The sequence below is a fragment of the Citrobacter sp. S39 genome, from assembly GCF_009495675.1.
In the GTDB taxonomy this organism is placed as follows: Bacteria; Pseudomonadota; Gammaproteobacteria; order Enterobacterales; family Enterobacteriaceae; genus Citrobacter; species Citrobacter freundii.
In genome coordinates this window covers 313,513-332,649 of the sequence record NZ_CP045555.1, presented here as the reverse complement: position 1 = coordinate 332,649, position 19,137 = coordinate 313,513, and the positions used below count along the sequence as shown (strand labels likewise).

At 49.1% G+C, this 19,137-nt stretch carries 23 protein-coding genes; 13 read left to right on the top strand and 10 right to left on the bottom strand.

Translation table 11 applies throughout. The annotated features are described in order from the left end of the window. Positions 1 to 289: 289 nt before the first annotated feature. Positions 290 to 940, bottom strand: coding sequence for an inovirus Gp2 family protein (locus tag GFB57_RS01520; protein ID WP_233449016.1), 651 nt, complete (start codon positions 938 to 940; stop codon positions 290 to 292). Positions 941 to 1,412: 472 nt separating this feature from the next. Here GFB57_RS01520 and GFB57_RS01515 point away from each other — a divergent pair, with 472 nt between their 5' ends. The 10 genes from GFB57_RS01515 to GFB57_RS01470 all read left to right on the top strand — a co-directional run bounded on the left by GFB57_RS01515 (position 1,413) and on the right by GFB57_RS01470 (position 7,479). Then, complete coding sequence (locus GFB57_RS01515; RefSeq protein WP_165459073.1) at positions 1,413 to 2,306, top strand: GTPase; 894 nt, start codon at positions 1,413 to 1,415, stop codon at positions 2,304 to 2,306. A 289-nt stretch (positions 2,307 to 2,595) separates the two neighbouring features. Then, a complete protein-coding gene (locus tag GFB57_RS01510; RefSeq protein ID WP_137376005.1) occupies positions 2,596 to 3,273 on the top strand; it encodes a hypothetical protein in 678 nt (225 codons plus the stop codon). Between the two features lie 101 nt (positions 3,274 to 3,374). Beyond that, entirely contained in the window at positions 3,375 to 4,196 is an 822-nt protein-coding gene (locus tag GFB57_RS01505; RefSeq protein WP_165459074.1) for a DUF932 domain-containing protein, read from the top strand. Positions 4,197 to 4,203: 7 nt separating this feature from the next. Next, positions 4,204 to 4,458, top strand: a complete 255-nt coding sequence (locus GFB57_RS01500; protein ID WP_050482906.1) for a DUF905 domain-containing protein — start codon at positions 4,204 to 4,206, stop codon at positions 4,456 to 4,458. Positions 4,459 to 4,531: 73 nt separating this feature from the next. Continuing rightward, a complete protein-coding gene (locus GFB57_RS01495) occupies positions 4,532 to 5,005 on the top strand; it encodes an antirestriction protein (protein ID WP_165459075.1) in 474 nt (157 codons plus the stop codon). A 51-nt stretch (positions 5,006 to 5,056) separates the two neighbouring features. Continuing rightward, positions 5,057 to 5,542, top strand: a complete 486-nt coding sequence (radC, locus tag GFB57_RS01490; protein WP_165459080.1) for a DNA repair protein RadC — start codon at positions 5,057 to 5,059, stop codon at positions 5,540 to 5,542. A gap of 15 nt (positions 5,543 to 5,557) precedes the next feature. Continuing rightward, positions 5,558 to 5,779: a DUF987 domain-containing protein gene (locus GFB57_RS01485; RefSeq protein ID WP_165459076.1), complete on the top strand. Its 222-nt coding sequence runs from the start codon at positions 5,558 to 5,560 to the stop codon at positions 5,777 to 5,779. A 31-nt stretch (positions 5,780 to 5,810) separates the two neighbouring features. Then, on the top strand, positions 5,811 to 6,176 hold the full coding sequence (locus GFB57_RS01480; protein WP_165459077.1) for a type IV toxin-antitoxin system YeeU family antitoxin: 366 nt from the start codon (positions 5,811 to 5,813) through the stop codon (positions 6,174 to 6,176). Positions 6,177 to 6,208: 32 nt separating this feature from the next. Further along, positions 6,209 to 6,529 (top strand): TA system toxin CbtA family protein, encoded by a 321-nt coding sequence (locus GFB57_RS01475; protein WP_137376000.1) that lies wholly within the window; start codon positions 6,209 to 6,211, stop codon positions 6,527 to 6,529. A gap of 113 nt (positions 6,530 to 6,642) precedes the next feature. After that, the gene (locus GFB57_RS01470; protein WP_165459078.1) at positions 6,643 to 7,479 is read left to right on the top strand and encodes a DUF4942 domain-containing protein; all 837 of its coding nucleotides are present in this window, start codon (positions 6,643 to 6,645) and stop codon (positions 7,477 to 7,479) included. A 351-nt stretch (positions 7,480 to 7,830) separates the two neighbouring features. On the opposite strand, the gene GFB57_RS01465 is transcribed toward GFB57_RS01470, so the two are convergent. The 5 genes from GFB57_RS01465 to GFB57_RS01445 all read right to left on the bottom strand — a co-directional run bounded on the left by GFB57_RS01465 (position 7,831) and on the right by GFB57_RS01445 (position 13,050). Beyond that, positions 7,831 to 8,757, bottom strand: coding sequence for a site-specific integrase (locus GFB57_RS01465; RefSeq protein WP_290366926.1), 927 nt, complete (start codon positions 8,755 to 8,757; stop codon positions 7,831 to 7,833). After that, complete coding sequence (mobH, locus tag GFB57_RS01460) at positions 8,747 to 10,366, bottom strand: MobH family relaxase (RefSeq protein WP_200042928.1); 1,620 nt, start codon at positions 10,364 to 10,366, stop codon at positions 8,747 to 8,749. The genes GFB57_RS01465 and mobH overlap by 11 nt, the downstream gene beginning before the upstream one ends. A gap of 179 nt (positions 10,367 to 10,545) precedes the next feature. After that, positions 10,546 to 11,457 carry a zincin-like metallopeptidase domain-containing protein gene (locus tag GFB57_RS01455; protein ID WP_200042929.1) on the bottom strand — a complete coding sequence of 304 codons (912 nt, stop codon included), beginning with the start codon at positions 11,455 to 11,457 and terminating at the stop codon, positions 10,546 to 10,548. Positions 11,458 to 11,542: 85 nt separating this feature from the next. Continuing rightward, on the bottom strand, positions 11,543 to 11,836 hold the full coding sequence (locus GFB57_RS01450) for a hypothetical protein (protein WP_088760283.1): 294 nt from the start codon (positions 11,834 to 11,836) through the stop codon (positions 11,543 to 11,545). 45 nt (positions 11,837 to 11,881) lie between these two features. Then, positions 11,882 to 13,050 (bottom strand): IS3 family transposase gene (locus GFB57_RS01445; protein ID WP_100216202.1). Its coding sequence is split into 2 segments (ribosomal slippage): positions 11,882 to 12,801 and positions 12,801 to 13,050, totalling 1,170 coding nucleotides; the frame shifts between segments, so codons are not numbered across the junction. A gap of 75 nt (positions 13,051 to 13,125) precedes the next feature. On the opposite strand from GFB57_RS01445, the gene GFB57_RS01440 reads away from it, so the two are divergent. Beyond that, positions 13,126 to 13,194 (top strand): DUF1493 family protein, encoded by a 69-nt coding sequence (locus GFB57_RS01440; RefSeq protein ID WP_286506375.1) that lies wholly within the window; start codon positions 13,126 to 13,128, stop codon positions 13,192 to 13,194. 218 nt (positions 13,195 to 13,412) lie between these two features. Here the strand turns inward: GFB57_RS01440 and tssD are convergent, their stop codons facing one another. From tssD to symE, 4 genes are all read right to left on the bottom strand, one after another. Next, positions 13,413 to 13,892 (bottom strand): type VI secretion system tube protein TssD, encoded by a 480-nt coding sequence (tssD, locus tag GFB57_RS01435; RefSeq protein ID WP_003031579.1) that lies wholly within the window; start codon positions 13,890 to 13,892, stop codon positions 13,413 to 13,415. A 2-nt stretch (positions 13,893 to 13,894) separates the two neighbouring features. Continuing rightward, the gene (locus GFB57_RS01430) at positions 13,895 to 14,242 is read right to left on the bottom strand and encodes a hypothetical protein (RefSeq protein ID WP_003031578.1); all 348 of its coding nucleotides are present in this window, start codon (positions 14,240 to 14,242) and stop codon (positions 13,895 to 13,897) included. A gap of 1 nt (position 14,243) precedes the next feature. Further along, positions 14,244 to 14,918, bottom strand: coding sequence for a hypothetical protein (locus GFB57_RS01425; RefSeq protein WP_003031576.1), 675 nt, complete (start codon positions 14,916 to 14,918; stop codon positions 14,244 to 14,246). Between the two features lie 243 nt (positions 14,919 to 15,161). Next, entirely contained in the window at positions 15,162 to 15,524 is a 363-nt protein-coding gene (gene symE, locus GFB57_RS01420) for an endoribonuclease SymE (protein WP_003031575.1), read from the bottom strand. 778 nt (positions 15,525 to 16,302) lie between these two features. Here symE and GFB57_RS01415 point away from each other — a divergent pair. Both GFB57_RS01415 and GFB57_RS01410 read left to right on the top strand, forming a co-directional pair. Further along, complete coding sequence (locus tag GFB57_RS01415) at positions 16,303 to 17,673, top strand: tyrosine phenol-lyase (RefSeq protein WP_003031573.1); 1,371 nt, start codon at positions 16,303 to 16,305, stop codon at positions 17,671 to 17,673. A gap of 189 nt (positions 17,674 to 17,862) precedes the next feature. After that, the gene (locus GFB57_RS01410) at positions 17,863 to 19,128 is read left to right on the top strand and encodes an aromatic amino acid transporter (protein WP_003031571.1); all 1,266 of its coding nucleotides are present in this window, start codon (positions 17,863 to 17,865) and stop codon (positions 19,126 to 19,128) included. Positions 19,129 to 19,137: the final 9 nt, after the last annotated feature.

Here is a 19,137-nt window from a genome sequence, read left to right as displayed (position 1 = left end):
AGCTATAGCAGTCATTTTTGATTGGGTGATGGTCCCTTGTTCTCTTTCGGTTATCCATCCCGGCAGGTTTGATGATCATACTGGTGATGGATTCCCTCCCCTCAATCCCTGCCCAACGTTGCCAATATAACGTTGAGTTTCGAATGAGAAATATGTCAATGGACTTATCCGGAGTTCATCACGATAATACAACTGGCCATTGCTCATAACATAATGCAGGGGAAACGTTAATGACCTGTACCGGGATATATTTAAATGGTGAGGGTCATATTATCACCAGATAATAAATTCAACACTGACTGCAGCCAAAATTACGTAAACCATCATCGTTGTTTTTGCTGTACTCTTTCGCCAGATAATCGACCCTGGCTATCGCCTCACCGTATTGCCGGTTAAAATCAGGGTGATGTGTATCCAGATGGTAATAACCGTTTTCCGGGAACTCGACCAGTGGATAGAACGGACGATAATCGCCTCCGGCATGAAGATTCAGTACTCTTCCCCAGGCTTCCATTATCATCACCGCGAGGCAGTGGATATATTCACCATTGGTGGGCTTGTAGCACCCCGGATAAGCATAAGCGTCTTTGTTGAGCAACAGGGCCACATGGTAATGCGGTTGAAGCTGTTGTCTGTCAAACTCCCTGCACCAGATATAACGGACGTTGGTGGGGTGGACCCGTTTCCCCGCTCGTGATTTGCTTCTCAGGTCGGCCACTATCTGTGCCTGTAAAGACCCCATGAAGCGTTTAATCAAACCGGGATCATCCCTGTAAACCAGATTGTCTTTGGTGGGCAAACGAAGATCGAAGCGAAGAAGCAACGTTCTTGGATGTTGGTTTAGGGCTTTGTCCAGCGTTTCCCGAATACGACGCAGATATCGGGGATTAGAATGCCCATAGCTGGCAATGTTGACACTCACTGAATCTGTAGCTGACATGGGGCTCTCCCTGTTAAGAGTTGCAAAGAGGTGTATATTACATGACGATGCAAATAAGTCGTATAAGGCCTGAATGAAGTTTACAGTAATTAAACCTAACAAGATTACTATTATGAGTGGCGATGATACGTTAATAGCCTTCAAGAGAAATACTAATAACTAATAGCAGTATTAACAATGATAATAACTATATAGTTATATTACCAATCCGACATCAATATTAGGTAAATAGTGTAACAAAACAATTAAAGAAGAAAATGAGTAAAGCAAGATAAAATTGGTAAATTAACTTATTTATTTCACTCGGAAGTTAGTTATTTTATGGCATAACATAATTATCTGAATCTCTCTTTCAGAGAAAAGATTTATCACTTATCTGGAAATCACGTATCCCAAGTAATTTCACGCCCATATTACTCATGTGAATAGCCGGTTAGCCATCTTCCGGTGTGACTTTTCACAGGAGTAATCTATGTCTCAAATCCCCGAATTGCAGGATTCCAATGATGTTCTGCGCAATTGTCTGAATCTCCTACCGCAACAGGCTACCGAACGTATTCTGTCCCGCCTGCAACAAGCCATTCACTATGAGCCCGTGATTGGCATTATGGGCAAAAGTGGCGCGGGCAAGAGTTCATTATGTAATGCGCTTTTCCAGCAACCCGTCTGCCTCACCAGTGATTTAACGGCCTGTACGCGCGAACCTCAGCGGCTGGTTCTGACCGTGGGAGATCGTTGTATGACACTCGTTGATTTGCCTGGCGTGGGCGAGACACCGGAGCACGACGAAGAATACCTCGCGCTATATCAGAATTTGCTGGCTGAGCTGGATTTGATTATCTGGGCGTTGCGTGCCGACGATCGTGCTCGTGCAACAGATATCGTGGCTCACAGAGCGCTGCTGGCTTGTGGTGCCGATCCTTCCCGCTTCCTGTTTGTGGTAACCCAAGCCGATTGTGTTCCACCGCTTCCGGAGGGAGAGGTGAGGCAGGCATTGCCCTCTGCTGAACAGTGCCTTTCTCTTGCTGTAGTCAGCGCACTGGTTGCAGGTCAGCTGCCGTCTTCCTTCCCGGTAATGGTTGTTTCCGCACACACTGGTTACAACCTGCCCGGTCTGGTGGAGCTGATGGTGCATGCCTTACCGCTCCAAGCCAGCAGTGCCGTTTATCGTCAGCTGAAACCTGAACATCAAAGCGCTGAAAGTGACTCCGCTGTACGCCAGCGGTTTGGTGAAATGGCAGGGGCTGCCTTTGATTCTGTGATAGACCCGAACTCGCTACCCTCGGGCTGGCGTGTGTTACTGGGGCAATTACGGGAAAAACTGGTGCAACTGGCTACGGGTCTGTGGGACAGATTGTTTGGCTGAAACCGTCGGCACATGGCCAGATATCGGGTGCTTAAAAACCAGTATATTGATCTGTAAAAACGATCAATAATTAAATATCGATCGTTTTTATCTATTAAAATATCGATGCATTCCCCCTCAATTGATCGCTTTTACCTATCAAAAACAGGGGTATTTCTTTCACAGAAGACTTCAGAAATCTGGATAACAGGGAAGTGTATGAAGGCAGGGATGCAAGCCAGGCCGCTGCGCTTTTGCCCGTTGCTTTCTCTTTCCCGTTGCCACTTCTGATTTATCCATAAGGTGATATATGAAAATTCAGGCAGCAATAGCACTCATTTTGTCAGCCGCGTCATTATCGGCTGAGGCGGGTAACTGGGCCGTGAAAAACGGCTGGTGCCAGACCATGACCAATAACGGCCAGGCGCTGGTGATGCTGAAAAATAATACCCTCAGCGTCTTCGGTCAGTTGCAGGGATGCCCAAACGGTCCGCAGGAGCTGATGGGCAGTCGTATCAGTGTGAACGGTAATCTGGTCCCCACTTCCCAGTTGTGTAATCAGCAAACAGGCTTTAAAGCCGTAGAAGTTGAAGGTGGACAGGCCACTGCTGCAGCCCTGAAAGCGATTGCTTCGATGGCGGGCCAGGAAACGTCAACCGTTCAGGTGTTTGGCGCACAACTGACTTTCACCCGGGGTGACATGATGAAGGTCTGCCCGAAGTATGTTCCTGCGCTTGCGACCATGGCAGAAAGCAGCGTTCCGCAGATTAACAAAGGCTCCGTCATGAAGGCGGCGAAACAGGCCTACACGAAGGAATATGACAGCGAGACCGCGGAAGCCGCTGACTTCGGCAGCTATGAAGTGAAAGGCAATACCGTGGTGTTTGAAGTCTACAATGCGGGATACCGCACTTACGATAAAGTGGTTGTCAGCGTTGGTGCTGACGGTAAGGCGACCGGTGCAAAAGTGGAGTCGATGGGGCAGTAACCATGTTCGTTTAACACCCATTCTCAATGCCATAGGCCATATTCTTTCGGGAGCATGGCCTTTTCTTTTTTATGCCGATGAATTCAAAAAAGGAGTTAATCATGCGACTCGCCAGCCGCTTTGGCCGCATTAACCAGATACGCCGCGACCGTCCGCTCACCCGCGAGGAACTGATGCACCATGTGCCCAGCGTCTTTGGTGAGGAGAAACACGACTCGAGAAGCGACAGATACGCTTATATCCCCACGATCACCCTGCTGGAGAATCTTCAGCGCGAAGGTTTTCAGCCGTTCTTTGCCTGTCAGTCACGTGTACGCGACCAGGACCGGCGTGAACACACAAAGCACATGCTGCGCCTGCGTCGTACCGGACAAATATCGCTTCCGCAGGTTCCGGAAATCATCCTCATCAACTCCCACGACGGCTCAAGTTCCTACCAGATGTTGCCGGGTATTTTTCGCGCCATCTGCACCAATGGTATGGTCTGCGGTCAGTCGTTTGGCGAAATCCGTGTACCTCATCGCGGTGATGTGGTGGAGAAAGTCATTGAAGGGGCGTACGAGGTACTGGGAGTGTTTGACCAGGTGGAAGAGAAGCGTGACGCCATGCAGTCGCTGGTATTACCCCAACCGGCACAACAGGCGCTGGCGAATGCCGCGCTGAAGTATCGCTTCGGTGAAGACCACCAGCCGGTCACCGCATCTCAGGTGCTCACCCCGCGGCGCTATGAAGACCGGCGTGATGACCTGTGGACCGTTTATAACCGCGTCCAGGAGTCGCTGATAAAAGGCGGACTCAGCGGGCGCACCGTGCAGGGTAAAAACAACCGCACCCGGGCTGTCACCAGTATCGACGGGGATGTGAAACTCAATCGCGCGTTATGGGTGATGGCCGAGAATATGCTGGAATTTTTCGGCAAATAGCACTCGCATGACAACAGAGAGCATTTCCCCTGTGAATACCACATCTTTTACGCCACTTCCTTCCGGCCCTTTTACCCGAAACCAGGCTCAAGCCATTGCCAGGCAGTATCTGAATGTTGCCATTGAGGATGACCAGCGCACCCATTTTCGCCTAGTCGTTCGCCATGAAGGCGAGATGGTCTGGCGGGCATGGAATTTTGAGCCAGAAGCCGGGCAGATGCTTAACCGCTATATCGCCCGCTACGGCATCCGTAAGCCATAACCGGTTCACTCAGACACGTCCCTTTCCCGTCAGCCCTTACTGGCTGGCTTTTTTATATCCGGAGATAATCATCATGAATACCCCAACTGCCTGTACATCTGACGTTTTCACCTTGGCTGCTGATAACAGCCCTGCATGCATTACCGCCACTGCGGTACCCGATGAACAGCGCATTAATTTCTGGCTGCAATACTTCGGCACCATTCCACAATGGATATTGCTGGAGCCCCGCATCTTTGCCTGGATGGAACGCTTTTGCGATAGCTACCACGGACGTATCTGGCAGTTCCACGCTCTCAGCAACGGCGGCGCCTTTATGGCACCGGACACGGAGAGCGATGATGAAAAATGGAGCCTGTTTAACCCCATGAACGGCAACGGTGCTGAAATGAGCGCTGAAGCCGCCGGGATTGCTATCTGCCTGATTGAGTACAGCCACCATGCCTGTCGCACGGAATGCGATGCCATGACGGAGCATTATTACCGTCTGCGGGATTACGCGCTCACGTATCCGGAATGCCACGCGATTATGCGCATCATTGATTAACAGGAATGACAGATGAGAACACAACCTTTATCTGCAGTAACACAACCCGATATGTTTCCGTCTTCTGTCATTCCTCACCAGGAAGCGGTCCTGTCCCCGTATGCCCGGCGAACGCTGCGCAGTGCGATGAATATCCTGGAGCGCCAGTTACGCGAACCCGGCGTGGCATTCACCTCCGCCAGCGCCACCCGGGACTGGCTGCGTCTGCAACTGGCCGGGGAAGAGCGCGAGGTGTTTATGGTGCTGTTTCTCGACAACCAGAACCGCCTTATTGCCCACGAAACCTTGTTTATCGGCACCATTAACCATACGCAGGTGCACCCCCGTGAAGTGCTGAAAGCGGTACTAAAGCATAACGCTGCCGCCGTCATCCTTGCCCACAATCACCCTTCAGGACTTGCAGAGCCCAGTAAAGCTGACCGTTGTATCACAACACGGCTGCAGCAGGGACTGGCGCTGATAGATGTATGCATTCTGGATCACCTGGTTATTGGTGGGATGGATATCGTCTCCTTTGCGGAGCGAGGCTGGCTTTAAAAAGGAAATCGTTGAATGAAAATCATCAGTAAACGTCAGGCGATGACCATTTATCGTCAGCATCCTGAATCCAGGCTGTCAGCCTTCTGTACAGGTCACTACCAGTGGCATGGTAGTGTCTGCCACTACTACGGACGTGAAGTTCAGGATGTCAGCGGTGTACTCGCTGTTTTTGTTGAACGTCGTCAGGACCGGGCAGGCCCATATGCCATTCTTCGCAGCGTGACGATTAATTAATCACTTCTCTCAGTCATTAAGGAATATGTTAATGCAATCGACCACCTTATCCGGCACATCAGCAGAGAGTTCATCCTGCCTTCAGTGGGGATTAAAACGTGATATCACGCAGTGCTTCGGCGCTCGTCTGGTCCAGGAAGGCAACCGCCTATACTTTCTGGCTGACCGGGCTGGGTTTAATGGCTCATTCAGTGATGATGAAGCATTATGTCTGGACCAGGCGTTTCCACTAATAATGAAACAGCTAGAGCGGATGCTCACCACTGGAGAGCTTGATCCCCGCAGTCAGCACTGCGTCACTCTGCATCACTACGGGCTCACCTGCGAAGCTGACACTCTCGGCTCTCATGGCTACGTTTACATCGCTATTTATCCCCAGTCAGCCGTAACCAGGTAACACTTTCCTCTTCTTTTCTCAGGACTCAATTCATGCATATTTCAACTATACCGGCCACGGTGCTGGTTGCGTCACGCCTGTCGCCCGTGCAGGTCTGGCAACAACTGTTAACCTATCTGCTTGAGCATCATTACGGCCTTACGCTCAACGACACACCATTCCATGATGATTCAGCCATCCAAGAACATATCGAAGCAGGAATAACACTGGCTGATGCGGTGAACTTTCTGGTGGAACGCTATGAACTGATACGCACTGACCGCAAAGGGTTTACATGGCAAGATCAGACACCATTTCTGACCGCTATCGATATTCTCAGAGCCAGGCGAGCTACCGGATTAATGAATATATAAATTCTTCGAGCATCATTCCTGATTTTTACTTCTGAACTTCCCACCTTATTTATTCATCGCATAATGCGCCTGCCATTTCCGGCAGGCGTGTTTGCTTTTATGGATGATTGACGATGCAAACAGAACCCGTTGTATTAACGGAACACAATGAACTCATCTGTTCGACCAGTATCGAACGAGTAGTTTCTGGCCGCGATGCTGCACTGCTGCAAATTGAACAGCTCATCCAGCAGCTTGATGCCATTTCACGGTTAACCTCTGAAGTTGGCGGTGGTACGGCGCAAGACTGGGCGATGAAAGCCGGGCACCGCTACGATAGTTGGCTGACTGAAACTGTGGATAAAGCGATCCCTGCTGTCACCCGCAATATTGACCGTAGTATCTGGCGTGATTTGATGTTGAAGTCTGGCATGATGGCATTGATGGATGCTCAGGCGCGCGAACAATGGCATAAGAACCTGGAGGAGGGCGATCTACCTGCTATCAGCGAGGCAAATATACTCAGTACTTTTGAGCAGTTACATCTGAATAAAATGGATGTATTTGAGCGTGGGATCATCAATGTGTTCAAAGGTCTGTCATGGGATTATAAGACCAATAGCCCTTGTAGCTTTGGTAAGAAGATCATCATTAACAATCTGGTGACGCATAACCGCTGGGGATTTAGTCTGAACTGGGGCTGGAGGCGGGATCAACTGGCGGATCTGGAGCGGATGCTGTTTTTACTCGATGGCAAACCGATTCCCGACAACCGTGGTGATATCTCTACCCGGTTGATGGAACATATTCGAGATAACCCTGCTAAGGATATGTACGAGGATGAGTTCTTCAGTATTCGTTACTTTCAAAAGGGAACTGCCCATCTGACGTTCAAGCGTTTGGAGTTGATAGAAAGGATGAATGACATTATTGCGAAACACTATCCGGGGATGTTAGCTCAGCCTCGTTGAAGCGGAGTGTTTCAGTTGCTTCCTGCTGGTAAAAATGGCTCAAAACTGAGACTATACACATTGCTCTAACTCATTGATTTATAATGATAGCAAACTAAAACCAATTGAGTATACAAGTGAGTATATAACGAATATTTAAATGATTTAATATTTATCTAATTCAGTTGGTTATATTGATTTTGCGAGTCCGGCCTTCGCACCAAAAACGATGATGGTAATCGGAAAAACTACAACAATCAGTACGTTGTACAATGAAGCTGGATGTTGACGGCAACTACAAAATAGCCGCATCTCCGGCTTTTTTTGTTTATAAAGCCTCGGGCCGGATCTTTTCACTCACTCCCTGTTTTGTCAATCTCTCTCCACGCAACTTCTGAGCATCTCGACATTGTGTTCAATATAGCTGAGCGTCACCTTAATATCGCGGTGGCCGAGTAGTTTCTGCGTGACATACAAATTTTGCTCCGGTTTCTGCATCAATTCTGTGGCAACGGTATGACGGTAGCGATGTGATGAAAAACGGCTGTGGCAGGCATCGCTGAGTTTGGCAAAGAAATAACTCACCTGATTTTCTGTCATCGGTTTACCCTGGCGCAGCGTCCTTCGACTGAAACGATTGATGTTGAACAACTGATCGTCAGCCCGCATTCCCTTTGTTTTCGCCTCTTCAAGCATCTGCTCCAGATAGGGCCGTAACCGGGAGGCGATAGGAACAATGTGTTCATCATGGCTTTTGCTGCCTTCGCTCTGAATAAACAGCGTGTCATGGACCAGATCGATATCCCTGATCCGCAGGTGAATAAGCTGATTCAGCCGGATAGCGGTGTAGTTGAAGGTTTCAACCACGGTCAGCCAAAACCATGCCGGATATAAAGGCGAACGATAGCCATGCTGCATTTTCTCCCGTTCGATATATTGGTTCAGCACTTTACGGGATGCGAGGATTTGCTCGCGGGTCAGGGTTTTCTTTTTCTTACGAGATTCCCTCAGCGATGTTTTCTGAAATGGATTGGTGAACTGCTCCAATAATCCCTGTTCAATGGCGAAGTTATATAAAGCCCGCATATGGCGCATATAGTGGTTCCAGCTCACTGGCTTGATACAGCGCACATTTAGCAGGTAATGACGCCACTCCAGCACCATATGCGACGTCACTTCGGCGGGTAACACGTTGCGCCAGTGAGTGAACTGGTTTACTGCCGTGCGATAACAGCTCTGGGTGTCAGGTCGCAACAAGCGGGCAAAAAAATACTCTTCCAGGATCTGTTCAAAGGTCATTTGAGTGACTTCCTTCATTGAGCAAGAGATGAGGGTTATTAAAGGGAACGTCATCTCCAAAAAGCGGCGTGGGATCGTCAAGCAGATATCCCTTCAGACGTGAACAACGGCGTGGGCCGACAACGGCGCAGTGCCAGATGTTGAGGCCGTTTTTTTGTTTTCGGTGAAGACTCAGGTTCTGGAACTTCTTCTGTACCTCCCGCCAGTATTCTTCAGGGACATTCTGACCGCAGGCGCTAAGCCAGAGTTTGAAAATACCGGGCGTCACCAGAAACACCGACCCGGCGACGGTATGGATCCGGGCGTTAGGTTCATTGACTTCCAGATGTTGAGCCTGAACATTACGAACCAGCCACTGCCAGAAGGCTTCGCCTGAAAGTGGGGTATCGTCCTGTTCGGGTAGGGGGGATGGTTGTTCTACTTCGGTGTTTGTTTCAATCACTGCTTCTGTCTCATTTCGGATTCCCGCTATTGGCGTGACGGTTCCACTGAAGATTGCGGGCCGCTGTTGTGGATCTTCCCAAATCAGCGAAGGGGAAAAGCGCAGTAGCGTAAGCTCACTGCTCCAGCCGCCGCTGGCCTCAATCCGGCAATGCCAGATGGCTTTATCCTCACAGGGGATAAGTAACTGGTGCGCCTGCATCTCATCGAACAGCCGCACGTTATGTTGCGGTACGGCGTCAATCCCTTGGTGCAGCAGCCAGCCGCGCACGGCATCGGCAGCGTTCTTACTGACCAGCCACAGCGCCTCTTCCGTTAGCCAGCCGTCAGAGCCACCGTTCGGGTTGTTGAGTCGGAACTCATTTGCCAGCAGGTCACGCAGAGCGGCGATGATTTGCTGCGGCAGCGAGGTTTGCGGGCGATGGATAGCCTTGACCGGATCGCCGCCGAGATTAAATGCTACCGACGCCCGGTCGGCTTTTTGCACCAGTTCACCTGCCAGCCCGGCATACTGATACTGCCCGTTCAGGCAGTGAAGCAGGGTGGATAAGGCAACTGAATCAGCGGCGAGCCAGTCTAGGCTTTCCGGTGGGAGAAGTTGGGTAAGCAGAAGGGCTGCCGCAGCCGGATGGCGCAGATAATCACGTTGCGGCAGATAACGGAATCGGTAAGGCTGGGTCAGCGGGCCATGCCATGGAAACCAGCGTTGCCCGCTGGCGTCCTCCACCTCAATATCAGTGATGAGTTTGCCCAGATCGTGCAGCAGTGCAGCGTAGATGATGACTGTCGTCCAGCGTTCGGACTGAGCGGCCTGATCTTCCGGCGCTGCATCAGGCGGAAAAATATAACTCTGCCGCAGCCGTGCGGCATAGCAGGCGGCTTCGAGACTATGATCGAGCAGGCCACCTGCGTGGGAATGGTGGTGGTTTTCCGAGGCGGGAAACGACTGCGCCAGTTCTGCGAAGCGGTGGATTGGTATCAGCCAGAAGCGTTCAAACAGTGAGGCAGGGAGTGCGGTGCTCTGGCGAATAAATTGGATCAGCTGTTGGCGGGTAGTTCCAGCCAGTAGCGTTTGCGCGGATTCAGGATGCAGCCATCCCTCCGTGACGTCTGGTTCGCCAGTGGATGGTGTGGTGTTTTGCTTTTTGCGCGTCAGCCATATCCGCATAATGGCCCTTTCCCCTTTTTCGGGTAAGCCCGTTACCCCTTCACTCTCTTCCCCTTCACCCTTTGGATTTTGCCTTTTGGTGCCGTCAGATTTGGGGCGAAATTGTTTATTGGGGCTCGCAAATTTATTGGAGTGGAGAAAAACGGCAGAGCAGGGATGCTCCGCCGTTGATATGAAGGTCATGCGCTCAGCGCTAACGGCTGCTGCGCCCGTTCAAGCAGATATTCACAGGCATTACGCGCTAATCCACTGGCGCGGAAAATCGCTTTTTTGTCCTGCTGTAACACCTTCAGCCACGATGCGATGTAACTGTCATGCTGTAGCTTCGACTGGATGCCAACATGAGCACAGAGGAAAGCTGCACCCATTTCGGCGACGAGCTCTTCGAAACTATACGTCGGATCGCCGAAGGTATGTTTTCCGGCAGTGATGCTGTCCCGGTTCAGCCGTGAAGCGTGTCCGGTAGCATGCGTCAGTTCATGCAGCAGCGTGCCGTAATAATCCTCACGCGAAGTGAACTGCTCAGGATGCGGCATGATGATGCAGTCGCGCCCTGGCGAGTAATACGCCCGGTTCTGGCGTCGGTGAGTGATCTCCACCGCACTTTGCCGGGCAACCTGCTCAGCGGCGGCGATAGGATCATCGACTATCACGACAGGCTGTGAAAACGCCTCCGGCAGTCCTTCGCATTGCTGAATGTTGAACAGCCGGAACTCGCGTACTACGGCGTAGGACGTCAATTTAGGGTTGCCGTCAGCACCAAGAACCTTGTTCCCATTGCTGTCCACTACCTCGCGCTGCTGGGGCAGATAGAACACGGCCAGTGTAGATTTTTCGCCTTTGCGGATGTTACCGCCTGCATTGCGAATTTGTGTGAAGGTCAGCCAGCGATCGCTCTCATATCCCTGTCGTTCTGCGCGGTTCCAGAGCAGAGGAATATTGATGCCGTGATAAAACCGCCTGGACAGGGCATTCATCGGCACCACCGGTTCCCCTTCCCGCCACGGGCGAACCCAGGGGATCACGCCTTTTTCCAGCGCGGCGATAATTTCATCGGTGACTTTCTGGTAAAGATCGTTGCTTCTGTTCATAAGCGTAACCTCATGATAAAGAAGCCGGGTACAGCGCTCCCGGTCGGGAGTCGCCCGGCACGGGGAGTAAAGGATGCTGAGGAAATCAGCTGGTGTGAAGGGCAGTAACCAACAGGTGGTTATCTTCAAGCGTTAAGCGCAGCGGCGTCATCAGCGGTACATTGCTGCTGCCGTCAGAGGGCAAACAGTACAGACCGAAATTGATGCTCTTACGGTCCGGCCCTGCGCTTTTGAATGTCAACATGGTCGCGACAATCAGGTTTTCGAGGCGGTCATCTTCCTGAGAGGGATCGGGTGGAAAACTGACTACCTTTTCCCAAGCCTCAGATGAGATAGACAATGATAAGGATGTTGCTTCAGTGATGGATGAAGTTGGCATAGTATTTCTCCAGTGATGAAAGCAGAGAAACACCGCCTGTAGTGGTCAACTAAAACTGGCCACGGCTTTAGAGTTTTTCCAGTATCGGTTTTCCGATTCGTTTGGGGGCAACCCACCGTTATAGTCATGCGGCCTTAGCGAGCTGTAATACCCGACGATATAGTCTGTGATCGCATGAGCAGCATCGCTAAAGTTTATATAACCTGTCACTGGCACCCACTCGTTTTTCAGACTACGGAAGAAGCGTTCCATCGGGCTGTTGTCCCAACAGTTTCCACGTCGGCTCATACTCTGCCTGATCTGGCAACGCCACAGTAACTGCCGGAACTGCCTGCTTGTATAGTGGCTACCCTGGTCACTGTGGAACATCACTCCGGCTGGTTTACCGCGAGCTTCCCACGCCATTTCCAGCGCTCTGATGGTCAGCTTGCTATCCGGCGAGAATGACATTGCCCAGCCCACTGGTTTCCTTGCGAACAGATCGAGAACAACTGCAAGGTAAGCCCAACGCTTGCCTGTCCAGATGTACGTCACATCGCCGCACCACACCTGGTTAGGTTCTGTCACTGCGAACTGTCGCTCAAGGCGATTCGGGATAGCGATGTGTTCATGACCAACACGTTTATACCGGTGGGTAGGCTGCTGACAACTCACCAGCCCCAGTTCTTTCATGAGCCTGCCAGCAAGCCAGCGTCCCATTCTGAAGCCTCTCAGGGTTGCCATAATGGCGATACTTCTTGCGCCAGCAGAGCCATGGCTGATGTTATGCAGCTCCCGAACCTGGCTGCGTAACACAGCTCGCCAGCCGTCTGGCTTTTCGGCGCTTTTCTCCCAGTATTTGTAGCTACTGCGATGAACCCCGAACACGTGGCAGAGTGTGACCACAGGATACTGCGCTCTGAGTTTCCCGATTAACGAGAATTGTTCAGGGAGTCTGACATCAAGAGCGCGGTAGCCTTTTTTAATATGTCGTTTTCCATTTCAATGCGTTGTAGCTTTTTCTTCAGCTCACGTATTTCAATCTGTTCCGGGGTTATAGGGGAGGCTTTAGGTATTTTGCCCTGTCGTTCATCCCGCAACTGCTTTACCCATCGCGTCATGGTAGAAAGACCCACATCCATAGCACTGGCCGCAGCTGCAACGGTGTAGTTCTGATCAAGGACCAGTTGAGCGGATTCACGTTTAAACTCTGCGCTGAAATTTCTTTTTTTCATTAGGGCACCTGTAATGTTCTGAGGTGAGCATATCACCTCTGTTCAGGTGGCCAAATTCAGTAAACCACTACACAAGTGTCAAAACCGCTTACTGTGCGTATGTTCGTAGAATCAGCCAGAGCAGGTCACTGGTTATATGATTGACTGTATGCTTACAGAGGATACTGACGCAATTAGATGTTGATTGCATTGACAAAATCTGGGAAATAATTATACGAAGAATAATGGCAGTATCAGTTTACTCAAAAGTTTTGGTGGTGTATCTCGCTGTTTATTAGAGAGGAATGACCTCGTTTGTTCATAAAACGTATGCTTTCACCACCAGCACATTCTTTCTGTGCTGGTGAAATACTCAATGGCAGTTACGAAATTACTCTGTGATTCCAGGCATCCTTATAAATGATATTTCCATCGCAGTGCTTCCATGTAATAGCCTCATATCTTAGCTGAATAGTTTCATTGTGGGTTCCTGTTCCCGAACCGGGGAATAAATTTGGTGTGATTCCTGTCACTTTTACATTTTCTAAAATGATATTGAAATATTCACTTTCAATACCAACCTCTAGAGTTTGATACATTTTTATTGTGGCTGATTTTAATGTCTGGCTTTCACTTAACGCTTTATACAAAAGAGGCGTTGTTTTATCAAACTCCTTCTGTATTGTAATCGGCGCGTGCACACGCGTTCCTGTCAGTCTACCTGTATTTCCATCTACAGGGACAGACAGGTGATGAGTGACTGCTTTCAGTTCAATAGCACCAATGCGTCCAGCGACTTGTGAGCTTCCCATTACGGGGGAGCCATTTGCATCGGTTAACCACAGATAGGCTGGGTTTGACATGATTAGTCCTTATCTATATTTATACGGGAAGGGAAATAAAGCATGATGAGAATCCAAACGAATGTTCCAATAATTTTTATGGGCCAGGGTTCAAGAAAAGCGAAACAGGCGAGGCCTCCTGCGATTAGCAATGGACCGGATAATAGATCAAGAACTCCCCCCATCATGTGTATCTTTGTTGGTAAGAACCTATTGGCTATAAAGGCGATAATATAAGCGCTTACAACGATGATAATAATGGCAAGGATTTTATCCTGCCATGAATCGAATTCGATGAGAGAAATTAAACAAAGGGTGGCAATATACCCACAAAACAATGAATTTATTATTAGGGTGATAATTTTTTTCATGTTACCAGTCCTTAGACTTACCGTTTAAATGTTCTCCCACTAACTCAATTATTTTTATAAAAGTAGGTTTGCCTTCTGTATATCCAACATGTATAGCATCAACGAAAGGTTGTACTGCATCAATGAAAAGGAAATAAAGAAGATCGTAGTCATGAGGCCTTAATAACTCGTATATCTCGGGTGCATCTGTACTGAGGCCATCCGATGTCCTGATAGAACGTTCGGTCATACCTCCCAATAAAAGGAAGGTGCTTAACAGTGTTATGGGATTACCTTTACCCTTAAAGACAACATAAGTGAAAGATGTTTTTTCGATAACGGCTTTCGCAATGTTTGAGGCGATTGTATTTGCAATAATCCTTCCTGCTATAGATGTAATAACGGTTCTGTATATTTTATCTTGTGCCTGTTCGGATAAGAAATTGTTAAAAAGATGAAAGATGCGAGAAACAGCATTGACGATATTCTCATAATTTAGAATGTCATTTTTTATGGCTGTCATGATGCGAATACGTTCTGTTTCTCGTTTAAATCTGCTGTCTGTATCAAAGACACCGTAAATCATATATCCATAATCTAAAGGAACAGACAGGCCACCATTGATAAGTCCTGTGACTGTATCAGGTGAAATGATAATGTTATAGATCCTTCTTGCAATGCCTTCTATATCGGCCATGGCAATCCTTTAATAAAATAAGATGGCTAGAAATGAAAGCATGTAAATAACAAAAATAGATGGTGAAATAGTTGACCTGAGTAACAGTTTCTCAAATAACATTAAGAATATCGACATTGGTTATTAATTAGAGATATTAATTCTTGAGCTAAATATTCTAGTGCTGATATAAAAAATCATATGAAAATGCTTCCTCAAAAAAGGCGCCCCGCAGGCGCCTCAATGACAATCACAATTACAATCTCACCCCTTCAACGCTTTCCCCGCAATCACCCCGATAAACTCCAGTACCTGCTTTTGCTTACGCACGGAGAGCTTTTCCACGGCGCGCAGGGATTTCATCAGTTCTGACTCTTCGGGGTCGGCGGTGCGGGCGGTTAATACGATGCAGCCTTGCATTACGCGAACATCAACGTCGGTGCCGGTATCGAACCCGGCGGCTTTCAGCCACTGGCCCTTCATCACAATGGACGGAAACCGAACGTACTTCACCGGAATACGGCTGTAATCAGGATAACGGCTCGCATAACCCACCTTCAGGCGACGGTTATCTGCGGCGTGGACTTCTGGATCAAATGAAACTGCAATACAATGCGTATCAGTCATGGCTGCTATTCTCTATTAATAGTTGCTGTGATTAGCGATGCGGAGGTGTTGGCGCACCTTCGCATCGCGCTAATAAAACCCCTGTAAATTACGCCAGTATCCAGGGGGAAGTCCAGATGTAAATAAGATGAAATAAGCGCGAATAGCACGCTTTCGGAATAAATAGAAATCCTCTCTATCCCAATAAATCCGGTATTATTCATCGTATTTATTCATTACCTTTCACACGCCTGAATATCCCCACGTTCCAGAAAACAACGCCTGTCGGCATCTGGCCAAAAATGCGATCTGACTCACTGAAGCAAATAGTAAACTCTGAAACAACATCGTTTTGTACACTTTGCTTTACACTTTTGGTGATGTAAATCACAAATATCACTCCGTGAAGTGATCCGACTCTCACAAAATGGCGTGTACTCATTCACCAATACATTATGAGAACAGCCTGGAAAGTTATGTTTTCAGTATTTCCACTCTCCGCAGACACACTACGACGAATGGCAAATCGAAACGCAAAAAAAAACTTGTTGAATATTAACGGGTAAAAAAATGACGTGTGATTTGCATCACTCACATTTACAGCTTTTTAAATTATTGCCAGTGATTAATGTTGACCGGGCTATTTCCATAATCAATCAAATCTTGCATAGTGCCTCCACATTATTTCTCCCCCTGACTCAGGAGGCGAATAGTTATATTTCATCAGGATTTGTTGATGAACCAGGTATGATTTACTTCACATTAATACGTACATGACCACTGTTACTGGAGAAACAAAATGAATTATCCGGCAGAACCCTTCCGTATTAAAAGCGTTGAAACTGTATCTATGATCCCGCGTGCTGAACGCCTCAAGAAAATGCAGGAGGCGGGTTACAATACTTTCCTGTTAAATTCGAAAGATATTTATATTGACCTGCTGACAGACAGTGGCACTAACGCAATGAGCGACAAGCAGTGGGCCGGAATGATGATGGGTGATGAAGCGTACGCGGGCAGTGAAAACTTCTATCATCTGGAAAGAACAGTGCAGGAACTGTTTGGCTTTAAACATATTGTTCCGACTCACCAGGGGCGTGGCGCAGAAAACTTGTTATCGCAGCTGGCTATTAAGCCCGGGCAATATGTTGCCGGAAATATGTATTTCACCACCACCCGTTATCACCAGGAAAAAAATGGTGCGGTGTTTGTCGATATCGTTCGTGACGAAGCGCACGATGCCGGTCTGAATATTGCGTTTAAAGGTGATATCGATCTTAAAAAATTACAAAAGCTGATTGATGAAAAAGGCGCAGAGAATATTGCGTATATCTGCCTGGCGGTGACGGTTAACCTCGCGGGTGGGCAGCCGGTCTCGATGGCTAACATGCGTGCGGTGCGTGAACTGACAGAAGCGCATGGCATTAAAGTGTTCTACGACGCTACCCGCTGCGTAGAAAACGCCTACTTTATCAAAGAGCAAGAACAGGGTTTTGAGAACAAGAGCATCGCCGAGATCGTGCATCAGATGTTCAGCTACGCCGACGGTTGTACCATGAGTGGTAAAAAAGACTGTCTGGTGAACATCGGCGGTTTCTTGTGCATGAACGATGACGAAATGTTCTCTTCTGCCAAAGAGTTAGTCGTGGTCTACGAAGGGATGCCATCTTACGGCGGCCTGGCCGGACGTGATATGGAAGCCATGGCGATTGGCCTGCGCGAAGCCATGCAGTACGAATATATTGAGCACCGCGTGAAGCAGGTTCGCTACCTGGGCGATAAGCTGAAAGCCGCTGGCGTACCGATTGTTGAACCGGTAGGCGGTCACGCGGTATTCCTCGATGCGCGTCGCTTCTGCGAGCATCTGACGCAAGATGAGTTCCCGGCACAAAGTCTGGCTGCCAGCATCTATGTGGAAACCGGCGTGCGCAGTATGGAGCGCGGAATTATCTCTGCGGGCCGTAATAACGTGACCGGTGAACACCACAGACCGAAACTGGAAACCGTGCGTCTGACTATTCCACGTCGTGTTTATACCTACGCACATATGGATGTCGTGGCTGACGGCATTATTAAACTTTACCAGCATAAAGAAGATATTCGCGGGCTGAAGTTTATTTACGAGCCGAAGCAGTTGCGTTTCTTTACTGCACGCTTTGATTACATCTAAAAAATAGTTATGGCCCCATCACGTGATGGGGCTTTTTTGTATTCCTTTTCCATGAACAGGAAGCCTTTGCGGTGCCCGTTACCGTGACATAACTAAAAAAAGTAAACCCTGACTCCGACATTTTTATTATCCGCATGATGTACAAATGACAGCTGTAATTATAACGAATAGTCTACAGGAACATTTATCATGGATATTAATGCCATTGAGCGACAGAGTAGTACCCCCGGACTGATTAGCGGAACCATGTTGGTTATCGCGACCGTAGTGGGTGGCGGGATGTTCTCCCTGCCGATTGCGATGGCCGGCGTATGGTTCCCCGGTGCGTCTGTTATTCTTCTATTTATCGCCATCATGATGTTATTAACCGGTCTGATGCTGGTCGAAGTTAACCTGCATTATGGCGCCGGTGCCAGTTTTAATACTTTTACTCAGGATTTATTAGGCCGGAAGTGGAATATCGTGGTGGGTATCGCTTTCGGCTTTGTGCTGTATATTCTGACCTATGCCTATATCTCCGGTTCGTCGGCGGTGATGGCGCAAACCGTGTTCAAATACAGCGGTGTGCGCTTTCCGGCGAATATCTCGGTGGTGATCGTCAGTATGCTGGTCGGCGCGATTGCCTGGTATAGTTCCTTGCTGGTCGGACGCATCACTACCGTGCTGATTATCGGTAAGTTTGTGGCGTTCTTTGCCACGTTCTCCGGGCTGATTGGCCATATCGAAGTGGCAAAACTCATCGACAGCGCGGCGGTGGCGTTGCCCAATTCGCAGTATCTGCCGTACATCCTGATGACGCTGCCGTTCTGCATCATCTCGTTTGGTTTTCACGGTAACGTGCCAAGCCTGGTTAAACTGTATGGCACAAGCGGAGTCTCGAATATTACGCGTTCGATTATCATCGGTACGCTGTTTGCTCTGCTGCTGTATATTTTCTGGCTGGGCGTGACGATGGGTAACATCAGCCGTTCCTCATTCCCGCCGATTATCGCCAAAGGCGGCAATATCGATGTGTTTGTCGAGGCCATCAGCGGGCTGTTCACCAGCCGATATATGGATCTGATCCTCACCTTTTTCGGCAACTTCGCGGTAGCCAGTTCCCTGCTGGCGGCGACGCTTGGCCTGTTCGATTACATCGCCGACCTGTTTCACTTCCCGGACGACGGCATGGGTCGCCTGAAAACCGCGCTGGTGACCTACTTCCCGCCAGCCGCCGTGTGCTTCTTCTTCCCGAACGGTTTTGTGCACGCGATTGGTTACGCTGGTTTGGCCTTTACCATCTGGAGCGTGATCCTGCCGCCGTTCCTGGTGAAAGCCGCGCGGAAACGTTTCCCGACCGCCAGCTATACCGCGCCCTGTAATAACACCGTGCTTAACCTGGTGATTGTCTGCGGAGCGGTTGTCTATCTGACGGTTGTTCTGGACGTATTTGGTCTGCTGCCAACGTTTCGTTAGACGGAGTCA